This is a genomic window from Novosphingobium sp. (assembly GCF_037133355.1).
GTDB lineage: Bacteria > Pseudomonadota > Alphaproteobacteria > Sphingomonadales > Sphingomonadaceae > Novosphingobium.
Window position 1 is genome coordinate 181,415 of sequence record NZ_JBAXOI010000008.1, and the last position, 11,883, is coordinate 193,297.

The window sequence follows — 11,883 nt, forward strand, 5'->3', positions numbered from 1 at the left end:
GAGAAAATTGCGGCCGTTCAGGCCTTCTTCTTGGTCCGACGCAGCTCACCGCGCACCGAAAGCGAAAGCGCATCGGCCACCAGCGCCGCCTGCTGCGAGGCGTGCCGCTTCGCCAGGCCCGTCGCCGGCGAGGCCGCCGCCGAGCGCCCGGCATAGCGCGCACGGCTGACCTTGCTGCCAGCCGCTTTCAGCGCTTCCTCGATCAGCGGCTCGACGAAGAACCACGCGCCGTTGTTGCGCGGCTCTTCCTGGCACCACACCACCTCTTCAAGGTTCGCCATGCGCGAAAGCCTGAGCGCCAGCGGCTCGCCCGGGAAGGGATAGAGCTGCTCGAGCCGGATGATCTGCACATCCGTGATCCCCGCCGCATCGCGCGCTTCGATCAGGTCATAGGCAACCTTGCCGCTGCACAGCACCACGCGCCGGGTGTTCTCGTCGCTCGCCGGATTGAGGTCGGAGAGGATGCGCATGAAGTGCCCCTCGCCGACAAAGTCCGAAGCCTTGGACTTCGCCAGCGCATGCCGCAGCAGGCTCTTGGGCGTCATGATGATCAGCGGCTTGCGGAACGGCCGCTGCATCTGCCGGCGCAGCACGTGGAAGTAGTTCGCCGGGCTGGTGATGTTGCACACTTGGATATTGTCCTCGGCGCAGAGCTGGAGATAGCGCTCCAACCTTGCCGAGGAATGCTCCGGCCCCTGTCCCTCATAGCCATGCGGCAGCAGCATAACGAGCCCGTTGGCGCGCAGCCACTTGGCTTCGGACGCCGCAATGTACTGGTCGATCACGATCTGCGCGCCGTTGGCAAAGTCGCCGAACTGCGCTTCCCACAGCACCAGCGTCTTGGGATCGGCGCTCGCATAGCCATATTCGAAGCCCAGCACGCCGTATTCCGAAAGCGGGCTGTCATGCACTTCGAAGCGCCCATGCGGCAGCGTCTTCAGCGGTACGTACTTGCGCTCGTCGGTCTGGTCGACCCACACCGCATGGCGCTGGCTGAACGTGCCGCGCCCTGAATCCTGCCCCGAAAGCCGCACGTTGAAGCCCTCGGTCAAGAGGCTGCCAAACGCCAGCGCCTCGCCCGTCGCCCAGTCAAACCCTGCGCCCTCGGCAAACATCTGCCGCTTGGCCTCGATCACGCGGCCCAGCGTCTTGTGGATGGTGAGGTCCTCAGGCACCGTCGTCAGCGTCCGGCCCAGAGCATCGAAGCGCTTCTGGTCGATGCCGGTGGGCACATTGCGCCGCGCCGTCACCGGATCGGCCGGCTTGTTGAGCCCGCTCCAGCGCCCGCCGAACCAGTCGGCCTCGTTCGCCTTGTAGCTCTTGGCCGCCTCGAACTCGGCCTCCAGCGTCGCGACGAAGCGGTCCTCGTTCTCGCCCTTCCAGTCCTTGTCGATCACGCCCTGCTCGATCAGGCGGCGCGCATAGACTTCCGAAACCGCCGGATGCTGCTTGATCCGCGCATACATCAGCGGCTGGGTAAAGCTCGGCTCGTCGCCCTCGTTGTGGCCGAAGCGGCGGTAGCACCACATGTCCACCACCACGTCGCGGCCGAACTTCTGGCGGTAGTCGATCGCCAGCTTGCACGCGAAAGTCACCGCTTCGGGATCATCGCCGTTCACGTGGATGATCGGCGCCTGCACGCCCTTCGCCACGTCGCTCGGATAGGGCGAGCCGCGGCTGAACTGCGGGCTCGTCGTAAAGCCGATCTGGTTGTTGATGATGAAGTGGATGCACCCGCCGGTGTTGTAGCCCTTCACGCCCGAAAAGCCGAAGCACTCCCACACGATGCCCTGGCCCGCAAAAGCCGCATCGCCGTGGATCAGGATCGGCAGCACCTGCTTGTGCTTGCCCGGCCCGATATCCTCGCGAAACGCCTGCTGCGCGCGCGCCTTGCCCAGCACCACCGGGTCCACCGTTTCGAGGTGGCTCGGGTTGGGCTGCAAGCTCATATGCACCTTGATCCCGTCGAACTCGCGGTCGGTCGAGGTGCCGAGGTGATACTTCACGTCGCCCGAACCGCCCACGTCCTCGGGGTTGGCGGTGCCGCCGGAAAACTCGTGGAAGATCACGCGGTAGGGCTTGGCCAGCACGTTCGCCAGCACGTTCAGCCGCCCGCGATGCGCCATGCCGTAGATGATCTCGCGCACGCCCAACTGGCCGCCATACTTGATCACGGCCTCCAGCGCCGGGATCATGGATTCGCCGCCATCAAGGCCGAAGCGCTTGGTCCCGACATACTTCTTGCCGAGGAACTTCTCGTATTGCTCGCCGCGCACCACCGCCGCAAGGATCGCCTTCTTGCCGTTGGGGGTGAAGTCGATGCTCTTGTCGCCGCCCTCGATCCGGTCCTGCAGGAACTTGCGCTCCTCCACGTCCGAGATGTGCATGTATTCAAGGCCGACCTTGCCGCAGTAGTTCTTCTGCAGCACCGCCACGATCTGGCGCGGGGTGGCCCACTGCATCCCGAGCACGCCGCCCACGAAGACCTTCTTGTCGAGGTCAGCGCCCACAAAGCCATGGTATTCCGGGCTGATGTCCGCTGGCAGTTCCTGCCGCGCAAGGCCCAGCGGATCGAGGTCCGCCGCAAGGTGCCCGCGCACGCGGTAGGTGCGCACCAGCATCATCGCGCGGATCGAGGCGCCCGCCGCCGCTTCCAGCGCCGCTTCGTCCAGCGGCGCGCCGGCGGCCTTCGCCGCCTTGGCGATTTCCACCTTCAGCGCCATCGGATCGAGCGCCCGGGTCAGGTCGTCGCCCGCGCCCGGATCGGTCACCGGCCAGCGCGAGGATGCCCACGAAGGCCCGGCTTGCGGACCCTCCTGCGCCGGATCCAGCTCGAACGCCTGCAATTCCTGACCCATACTTCTCTCCTCTTGCCCCGGGGAGGTTGGGGCTTCGGACATTCCGGCGCAGCGTTCGCGCCGGCACTTTCCCGTAGGGCGCGCACCGCCCGGTATTGTAACCATGCAAACCCGCACAACTGGCGGGCTTAACCGTGTCCCTGCAAAAGGAGCGCGCTCCCCGGGCCACGTAAAACCGCGTAGCTGAACGGGGCGCGAACCTGCTGCGGGCAGGTCTTCGCGCCCCGGGCCAGCCTCAGGCCAGCGAGGGGTCGATGCCCTTGCACGCCACCAGCAGTTCCTTCACCGCATCGACCGATACCTGCAGGCCGGCCTTGTCGGCCTCGTCCAGCTCGATCTCGATGATCTTCTCCACGCCGCCCGCGCCGATCATCACCGGCACGCCCACATAGAGGCCATCAACGCCGTACTGGCCATCGACATAGGCCGCGCAGGGCAGGATGCGCTTCTGGTCATTGAGATACGCTTCGGCCATCGCGATGCCCGAAGTGGCGGGCGCATAGAACGCCGAGCCGGTCTTGAGCAGGGCCACGATCTCGCCGCCGCCGCTGCGGGTCCGCTGCACGATCGCGTCGATGCGCTCCTGCGTCGAAAGGCCCATCTTGACGAGGTCGGGCACGGGGATGCCGTTGACGGTCGAATAGCGCGTCACCGGAACCATGGTGTCGCCGTGGCCGCCGAGCACGAACGTGTTCACGTCCTTGACCGAAACCTGGAATTCATCGGCGATGAAGTGGCTGAAACGCGCCGAATCCAGCACGCCCGCCATGCCGACGACCTTGTGGTGCGGGAGGCCCGAAAACTCGCGCAGCGCCCAGACCATCGCGTCGAGCGGGTTGGTGATGCAGATCACGAACGCGTCCGGGGCATTGGCCTTGATGCCTTCGCCCACGGCCTTCATCACCTTGAGGTTGATGCCCAGCAGGTCGTCGCGGCTCATGCCCGGCTTGCGGGCAACACCGGCGGTGACGATGATGACGTCCGCGCCCGCGATGTCGGCATAATCGTTGCTACCGGTGATCTTCGCGTCAAACCCTTCGATCGGCCCGCACTGCGAAAGATCGAGCGCCTTGCCCTGCGGCACGCCCTCGACCACGTCGAACAGCACGATGTCGCCCAGTTCCTTCTGCGCGGCGAGGTGGGCCAGCGTGCCCCCGATATTGCCGGCGCCGATGAGCGCGATTTTCTTGCGAGCCATGGCTTTTGAGATCCTTTCCCGGAATTGCGGGACAACTGGCAACTGCCCGGTGGGTTGGGTACCGGGGCGGTCTAGCGGCCGTGCAAAGGACCTCCCGCGTCCCGCATGACGGGAAGGATTCCAGACGGATAAGCTTCGCCTAAGCCCGGTGCCGGGGGATTGCAAGGCGCAAAAACCCGCTTCAACCGGGTTTTTGCGATAACAGTTCGCAATAGCATTAAGGCAAGCAAGCGCCCTCAGCGCTGCGGCATGGCCCGCGCCGCGCAGTCCCGCGCCATCGCGCTGTCAAGGCTCGCGCAGACGGTGATCCACCACCGCGCCCCAACCTTGTCGCCGCTCGCCGCAGCAATCTCTGCCGCTTCGCAGGCGCGCCGCGCCGCCGAAAGCCCATGCGCGGCAAACAGCCGCAGCGCTGCGGTGAGCAGTGCATCCTCGCGCGCCAGCCGCGCCTCGAGGGAATCGTCGTTCGCCCCCTCCCGCTTGCCGGGCAGGGCGGCGCCATTGTCGTTGGCCGGCCGCGCCAGCCGCACCGCGCGGCGCCGGATCATGCCCCAGTTCAGGCAAGGCGAGATGATCCCGTAGCGAGGGGCGAAGTGCAGCATGGGGGATGTCTCCTCGAACAGGGCGATGGCCGCGCTTCTACCCAAGGTCCGTGAACAGCGGGTTGGTCCTTAGGGTAAAGACCCCGCTAACGCTGACTTAAGTGGGTCAAGTATCTGACAAATCGAGATACATAGGTCATGATTACCCAACCCTCCCCATTTTTGCGAAGCACAAATGGGCCGATGGACCTGCAGATCCTCCCCATTTTTGCGAAGCACAAATGGGGAGGTGGCCCGCCAAAGGCGGGTCGGAGGGGCAACCGCAAACACCGCCTCACCCCCCCGGCTGAGCGATCCACTTCCCCGCATTCTCATAAGCCGGGTTCACCGCCGAACCCCCCGGCAGCGCGCCTGCGCGATAAAGCGCATCGCCCCCGCGCGCTTCCACCGCCGGCGCAAACTGCGGTGCCGCCCCGGCACGTCCCCCGGTGTAGTTCGGCAGCGGCGCCTGCCCGAACGAAGCACTGCCCGGCGCGGCCTGCGCCTGCTTCAGCGCATTGATCCGCCCCGCCTCGAACGCCTTCTCCAGCGTGATCGGATCGGCCACGTCGGCCGCCGCCGGCACCCAGGTCCGCGGATGCGGCGCCGCCACCGGTTCGCCGCCCGCATAGACGCCGTTGAACGCCGCCGGCCGCCCTGCCGCGCCTTGCCAGCGATAGAACCGGTGCGCGCCGATCGTGCCGAGAAAGCTCAGGCTGTCCGCCCAGTAAGGATGGACGGCGCTGGTATGGTAATGCGTCGCCAGGCCCACCGGCGCATAGACATAGCCCGCCAGCGCATCGGCCGCCACGCGCCGCGCCCGATCCCAGAATGCCGCAACGGGCCGCCGCGCCAGCGATCCGTCGCAGGCGAAGCTGAACTGGCAGCCCGGCCGCTCCGATCCCTGATAGACCACGCCGCACACTGTCTTGGGCCAGGCCGGATGCGCCACCCGGTTCAGCACCACTTGCGCCACCGCGCGCTGCCCCGCATCGGGCTCGCTCGCCGCCTCGTAATAGATCGCCGCCGTCAGGCACTGCAGCGCGCGGCTTTGGTCGAGGCTCGTGCCCCGCGCCAGTATCGGCCGCGCTGCTGGGCCGATCCCGGTGATCGGCACCCCGTCATCCGTATGGATCTGCGCATCCCACGCGCTGCGCGCTTCATCGGGCGCCAGCATCCCCGTGTCATTGCTCGCAAGATAGTAGAACGCCGATCCCGGAAAGCTGTCCCCCGGCCGCTCGAACGGCTGCAACCCACCCCGCGCCCGCGCCGCTCCGCCACCAGCCTCGCCCCAGCCCAAAGCGCCAAAAGCCACAACCAGCGCCGCCGTAACCAGCGCAGCAATCGCGCCCAGCCGCCAGTTTCTCAGTTCCCGAACATCGCCAACCTGCGGAAGGGTGGTGGAGTCTTGACTGTTTCCCCCCTCCCGCTTGCGGGAGGGGTCGGGGGTGGGCTGAGGCGCCGCCAAGCTATCAGCTACAGGCACCACCACCCGCCGAGGCGCCTTCGCCTCGGGCGGCAGCTTCACCGGCCGGTAGTCAATGATCAGCGGCATAAGGCTACGGGACTCGCGATACGGCAGACCAGCGCTAGAACGTCCCCAACCGCCCCGCACCCGGCCATTTCACCCCGTCCCGCTTAGGCACACCCACCTGCCATCCGGTTAACGCCGACCCCTCCGACCCGCCTGCGGCGGCCCACCTTCCCATTTGCGCTTCGTGAAAATGGGGAGGATTCAAGGACTGCCTTCCTCCCTCCCCAAGACCTGCAGATCCTCCCCATTTTTGCGAAGCACAAATGGGGAGGTGGCTCGCGAAGCGAGACGGAGGGGTATTGCCCCAAAGGGCAGGTCCCGCTACCACTCGCCCCGACGCCACCGGTGCCCGCGCAAGCGGGCTAAGAGGGAATCCGGACCATATCCGGAGCTGCCCCCGCAACTGTGCCCGGATAGCGCCCTGTCCACTATGCCACTGGCCGCAAGGCTGGGAAGGCGGGCAGGGGGCCATGACCCCGGGCGAGCCAGGAAACCTGCCGGTGTGTGGTCGTTCCGCGGCCGGGCGGGGTGTACCGGGCGCATGCGAGAGACGGCGCGCCATATGGCCCCGCGCCTCCTCCCGCCATGGACGGCAACGTCCATGGGCCCGTGGAGAACCGTCATGAATGCTCGTCACAAGACCCACCCCCAACCCCTCCCGCAAGCGGGAAGGGAGCAACACAGCGTTTCGTTGAGGCACAAGCACGCCCTCCCGCTTGCGGGAGGGCCGCGAGACTTGCTGAGCGCAGCGAAGCTAGTCGCAGCGGGGTGGGCCTGCGCAGCGCTGGCCATCGCCAACCCCGCGCACGCCCAGCAGGAAGGCGAAGTGATGGTCGCCGACACGCTCCGCCCCGAAGCGATCACCGTCATCGCCACCGGCAGCCCCCAGCGCATCGACCAGACCGGCCAGCCCATCACCGTCCTCACCGCGCAGGACCTGAACCGCATCCAGGGCCCGGATATCACCCGCGCGCTCGAACAAGTCCCCGGCCTCACCCTCAGCCGCAACGGCGGCCCCGGCGCCTTCACCGGCGTGCGCCTGCGCGGCTCGGACTCCGAACAGGTCCTCGTCCTTATCGACGGCGTCCGCGTCGAAGACGTCTCCGCCCCCGGCGCCGGCTTCGATTTCGGCACGCTGACGACCGGCGGCATCGAACGCATCGACGTGCTGCGCGGCGCCAATTCGGTCACCTGGGGCAGCGCCGCGCTCGGCGGCGTCATCGCCGTCCAGACCCGCGAGCTCAATGGCATCGAAGCCACCGCCGAAGTCGGCAGCCGCGGCAGCTTCTCCGGCGATGCGACTGCCGGCCTCGCCAAGGATCGATACGCCCTCGCGCTCACCGGCGGCTACACCACCACCGACGGCATCTCCGCCGCCGCCGTGGGCACCGAAGCCGACGGCGCCCGTCAATGGCACCTCGGCGGCAAGGCCCGCCTCGATCTTACGCCCGGCCTCTCCCTCGTCGCCAACGCCCGCTACGCCGACACGCGCACTGAAATCGACGGCTACCCCGCGCCCAACTACACCTTCGCCGATACCCCCGAATACCAGACCACCCGCCAGGCCTCGGGCCGCCTCGGCCTGCGTTACGAAGGCGACTGGCTCACCCTCAACACCGGCTACGCCCTCGCGGACACCAAGCGCGACTACTTCGACCCCACTTTCGGCACCGCCCCCAGCTACGGCTACCGCGGCCGCAGCCAGCGCGCCGATCTCACCGGCCGCGCCCGGCTGCCGTCCGATTTCGCGCTCGATTTCGGCGCCGACAGCGAATGGACCCGCTACTCCGGCACGTTCGATGCCCGCCAGTCCGCCCGCCAGACCAGCGCCCACGCCCTGCTCGGCTGGTACACCGAAAGCGTCTCCCTCGCTGCCGGCCTTCGCTTCGACGACCACAGCCGCTTCGGCAATGCCACCACCCTCGGCGCCAACGGCACCGTCCGCCTCGCCCAAAACCTGCGCCTGCGCGCCAGCTACGGCGAGGGCTTCAAGGCCCCCACGCTGTTCCAGCTGCTCTCGGACTACGGCAACCCCGCGCTCCGCCCCGAACGCACCCGCAGCTACGACGCCGGCCTCGAGTACGACAGCGGCCCCATCCGCGCCGCGCTCACGCTCTACCGCCGCGACAGCCGCAGCCTCATCGCCTACGTCTCGTGCTTCGGCGAGAGCACCGGCATCTGCACCAATCGCCCCTTCGGCACCTACGACAACATCGGCAAGGCCCGCGCCGAAGGCGCCGAGGCCGAACTCACCCTGAAGCCTGCCGACACGCTCACCCTGCGCAGCATCTACACCTATACCCGCGCCAGAGACCTCACCACCGGCAACGACCTCGCTCGCCGCCCCCGCCACGCGCTCACGCTCTCGGGTGATTGGCAATCCCCGCTCGCCGGCCTCGCCCTCGGCGCAGACCTGCGCCTCATCAGCAGCAGTTTCGATAATGCGGCCAACACGGCCAGGCTCCCCGGCGGCGCCATCGCCACGCTCCGCGCCAGCGTCCCCCTCCACGATCGCATCACCCTCTACGCCCGCCTCGAAAACGCCTTCGACACCCGCCTCCCCACCGCCGCCGGCTACAGCGCCACAGGCCGAGGCGCCTTCGCCGGCCTGAGGGTTCGCTACTGATGCCCACGCCCCCCTTCCGGCCCTCCCCATTTTCCCCTGAGCCTGCCGAAGGGGCAAATGGGGAGGTGGCCCGCCAAAGGCGGGTCGGAGGGGTATTTCCCCTTCACCCCCCCTCCCGCTTGCGGCCAGGCTCGCCCCTTCTTCCCCCCTCCCGCTTGCGGGAGGGGCCGGGGGTGGGCCGCGCCGCCATCATCGCACTCGCCGCAATCCTCACCGCCTGCACCCAGCAACCCACCTCCAGAACCACCCACGTCCTCCCCACGATCGTCAGCCTCAACCCCTGCGCCGACGCCATCCTCGCCGAAGTCACGCAGCCCGGCCAGCTCCTCGCCCTCTCGCACTACAGCGCCGATCCGCGCGCCGCATCGATGGACCCCGCCACCGCCCGCCGCTACCCCACAACCCGCGGCACGCTCGAGGAAGTCATCGCCTTGCGCCCCGACATCGTCGTCGATGGCACTTTCGTCCCCCCTGCCACCGCCGCTGCCTACCAGCGCCTCGGCCTCGGCCTCGAAACGCTCGGCATCGCCGGCACGGTCGAGGAAAGCCGCGCCCAGATCCGCCGCCTCGCCGCACTCGCCGGAAACCCGGCGCGCGGCGAAGCGCTGATCGCGCGCATCAACGCCGCCCTCGCGCAAGCCGCCGCCCCGCCAGGCGCGCCGCGCATCCCCGCGCTGGTGTGGGAGCCCGGCGGCATTGTCCCGGGCGACAGCACGCTCATCGCCGATCTCCTGCGCCGCACCGGCTTCACCAATTTCGCCGCCGCGCGCGGATTGGGGCAGGCCGATCAGCTGCCGCTCGAACACGTCCTCGCCGATCCCCCGCGCGTGGTCCTCACCGCCGGCGATACCCGCGCGCTCCACCACCCAGCGCTCGCCCACCTCGCCGCCACCACCCGCGCGCCCCTCGATCCCCGCCTGCTCTACTGCGCCGGACCCACGATCATCCCCGCCGCCCAGCGCCTCGCCGAAGTGCGGCGCGCGCTCGGGCCCTCCCCCAACCCCTCCCGCAAGCGGGAGGGGGGTCAGATAGCGCTCCAATCCCTCCCCATTTTTGCCGCAGGCACAAATGGGGAGGTGGCTCGCGAAGCGAGACGGAGGGGCAACCACCATCTCCCGCCTACGTCCAAGCTCTCCCCTTCCTCCGCCCTCCCGCCAGCGGCCGGGTCACCCTCCTTTACCCCCCTCCCGCTTGCGGGAGGGGTCGGGGGTGGGCCCGCGCCAAAGCACCTGGCCAGCAAATGACCCGCCCCATCCCTCTCCTCATCGCAGCCCTCACGCTCGCCATCCCGCTCAGCCTCCTCGCCGGGCAAGTCTGGATCAACCCGCTCGCCCCCGCGCTGCCCAACGCGCTGCCCATCCTCATCGAACTGCGCGCGCCCCGCGCCGCGCTCGCGCTGGTCATCGGCGCGGGGCTGGGCGCCAGCGGCGCCGCCATGCAGGGCTATCTGCGCAATCCGCTCGCCGATCCGGGGCTGTTCGGCGTAGCCCCCAGCGCGGCGTTCGGCGCGGTTCTCGCGCTCGCGCTCGGTCTTGGCGCGCTGCTCCCGCTCGCCGCGCTGATCGGCGCCGCCGCCGCCATGGCCGCGCTCGCGCTCCTCGCCCACGGCGCGAGCAGCCGCCACAGCACCGCGCTTTTCGCGCTCGCCGGCCTCATGCTCTCCAGCCTCGCCGGCGCGCTCACCAGCCTTGTCATCAGCCTCGCGCCCAATCCCTTCGCGCTGAGCGAGATTGTCACCTGGCTCATGGGCAGCCTCGAGAGCCGCTCGTGGCACGACGTCCTCCTCGCCGCCCCGCCCACCGCGCTCGGCCTCGTCCTCCTGCTGCGCGCCGGCCCCGCGCTCGATGCGCTCACCCTGGGTGAGGAAACCGCCCGCTCGCTCGGGCTCGATCCCGCGCGCCTGCTGCGCCGCATGGTGCTCGGCACCGGCCTCGTCGTCGGCGCCGGTGTCGCGGCGGCGGGGATCATCGGCTTCGTCGGCCTTGTCGTCCCTCATCTCGTGCGCCCGTTCACCGATCAGCGCCCCTCGTCACAGCTCCTGCCAAGCGCGCTGGGCGGCGCCCTCCTGCTGCTGCTTGCCGATTGCCTGTGCCGCATTCTCCCCCTCGCGGGCGGAGAGCTGCGCATCGGCATCGCGCTCAGCCTCATCGGCGCGCCGTTCTTCCTCCATCTCCTGCTCCGCCTCAGGAGCACGCTCGCATGATCCTCGCCGCCAGCCATCTCACCGTGCCCGGCCGCCTTCACGGCGTCACCACGGCGCTGCAACCCGGCCAGCTCACCGCCATCTGCGGCCCCAACGGCGCGGGCAAGACCACGCTCCTGCGCGCGCTCGCAGGCCTCGAACCCGGCCCCGTCACCCTCGCCGGCCAGCCGCTCGCCGCGCTCCCCCCGCGCAGCCGCGCCCAGACCATCGGCTACCTCGCGCAAGACGGCGAGGCCGCCTGGAACCTCACCGCCGAAGCGCTCGTCCGCCTCGGCCGCCTGCCGCACCGCACCGGCCGCACCGAAGACGATGCCGCCGTGGAAGCCGCCCTCTCCGCGCTGGACCTCACCCACCTGGCCCGGCGCGGTGTCCACACCCTCTCCGGCGGCGAGCGCGCCCGCGTCATGCTCGCCCGCGTCCTCGCCGGCGAGCCCCGATGGATCCTGGCCGACGAACCCCTCGCCAGCCTCGACCTGGCCCACGCCGCCGCACTCCTCGCGCACTTGCGCCAAGCCGCCGATCAAGGCACCGGCGTCGTCCTCGTCGCCCACAGTCTCGCCCACGCCATGAACCACGCGCACCGCGTCCTGGTCCTCCACGAAGGCCGCCTCGCCGCCGACGGCCCGCCCGAGGCCGCCCTGTCCGCCGATGTCATCGCGCAGGTCTGGGGCATCAAAGCCGAATGGATAGGCCCCGAAGGCGCCCGCGCCCTCTCGCTCTGAACCCGAAAGCCCCCTCCAAGCCATCTCTCCCTCCCCATTTTTGCGAAGCATAAATGGGCCGATGGACCTGCAGATCCTCCCCATTTTTGCGAAGCACAAATGGGGAGGTGGTGACGTGATGGCGTGGACGGCCCCTGCACCAGCGTAGCTGTGCGATGATG

8 protein-coding genes and 1 riboswitch are annotated in these 11,883 nt (G+C 69.0%); of the genes, 4 read left to right on the forward strand and 4 right to left on the reverse strand.

Features of this window, described 5'->3' with window-relative positions; genetic code table 11:
- Positions 1–17: 17 nt before the first annotated feature.
- From WCL10_RS10475 to WCL10_RS10490, 4 genes are all read right to left on the reverse strand, one after another.
- A complete protein-coding gene (locus tag WCL10_RS10475; protein WP_336895576.1) occupies positions 18–2,858 on the reverse strand; it encodes a 2-oxoglutarate dehydrogenase E1 component in 2,841 nt (946 codons plus the stop codon).
- A 235-nt stretch (positions 2,859–3,093) separates the two neighbouring features.
- Positions 3,094–4,056: a malate dehydrogenase gene (gene mdh / locus WCL10_RS10480; RefSeq protein WP_336895577.1), complete on the reverse strand. Its 963-nt coding sequence runs from the start codon at positions 4,054–4,056 to the stop codon at positions 3,094–3,096.
- A gap of 236 nt (positions 4,057–4,292) precedes the next feature.
- Entirely contained in the window at positions 4,293–4,658 is a 366-nt protein-coding gene (locus WCL10_RS10485) for a hypothetical protein (RefSeq protein WP_336895578.1), read from the reverse strand.
- A gap of 274 nt (positions 4,659–4,932) precedes the next feature.
- Complete coding sequence (locus tag WCL10_RS10490) at positions 4,933–6,192, reverse strand: cell wall hydrolase (protein WP_336895579.1); 1,260 nt, start codon at positions 6,190–6,192, stop codon at positions 4,933–4,935.
- Between the two features lie 305 nt (positions 6,193–6,497).
- A riboswitch (cobalamin riboswitch) is annotated at positions 6,498–6,688 on the forward strand.
- A 219-nt stretch (positions 6,689–6,907) separates the two neighbouring features.
- Here WCL10_RS10490 and WCL10_RS10495 point away from each other — a divergent pair.
- The 4 genes from WCL10_RS10495 (at position 6,908) to WCL10_RS10510 (ending at position 11,722) form a co-directional block, all read left to right on the forward strand.
- Positions 6,908–8,797, forward strand: a complete 1,890-nt coding sequence (locus WCL10_RS10495; RefSeq protein WP_336895580.1) for a TonB-dependent receptor — start codon at positions 6,908–6,910, stop codon at positions 8,795–8,797.
- Positions 8,798–8,970: 173 nt separating this feature from the next.
- Positions 8,971–10,041 (forward strand): ABC transporter substrate-binding protein, encoded by a 1,071-nt coding sequence (locus WCL10_RS10500; protein ID WP_336895581.1) that lies wholly within the window; start codon positions 8,971–8,973, stop codon positions 10,039–10,041.
- Complete coding sequence (locus WCL10_RS10505) at positions 10,038–11,000, forward strand: iron chelate uptake ABC transporter family permease subunit (RefSeq protein WP_336895582.1); 963 nt, start codon at positions 10,038–10,040, stop codon at positions 10,998–11,000. The genes WCL10_RS10500 and WCL10_RS10505 overlap by 4 nt, the downstream gene beginning before the upstream one ends.
- A complete protein-coding gene (locus WCL10_RS10510) occupies positions 10,997–11,722 on the forward strand; it encodes an ABC transporter ATP-binding protein (RefSeq protein ID WP_336895583.1) in 726 nt (241 codons plus the stop codon). The genes WCL10_RS10505 and WCL10_RS10510 overlap by 4 nt, the downstream gene beginning before the upstream one ends.
- Positions 11,723–11,883 lie beyond the last annotated feature (161 nt).

What these genes read in the sequence shown, in the direction of transcription:
- WCL10_RS10475 (WP_336895576.1), bottom strand. Translation starts at nt 2,858, where the DNA reads ATGGGTCAGGAATTGCAGGCGTTCGAGCTGGATCCGGCGCAGGAGGGT.
- mdh (WP_336895577.1), bottom strand. Translation starts at nt 4,056, where the DNA reads ATGGCTCGCAAGAAAATCGCGCTCATCGGCGCCGGCAATATCGGGGGC.
- WCL10_RS10485 (WP_336895578.1), bottom strand. Translation starts at nt 4,658, where the DNA reads ATGCTGCACTTCGCCCCTCGCTACGGGATCATCTCGCCTTGCCTGAAC.
- WCL10_RS10490 (WP_336895579.1), bottom strand. Translation starts at nt 6,192, where the DNA reads ATGCCGCTGATCATTGACTACCGGCCGGTGAAGCTGCCGCCCGAGGCG.
- WCL10_RS10505 (WP_336895582.1), top strand. Translation starts at nt 10,038, where the DNA reads ATGACCCGCCCCATCCCTCTCCTCATCGCAGCCCTCACGCTCGCCATC.
- WCL10_RS10510 (WP_336895583.1), top strand. Translation starts at nt 10,997, where the DNA reads ATGATCCTCGCCGCCAGCCATCTCACCGTGCCCGGCCGCCTTCACGGC.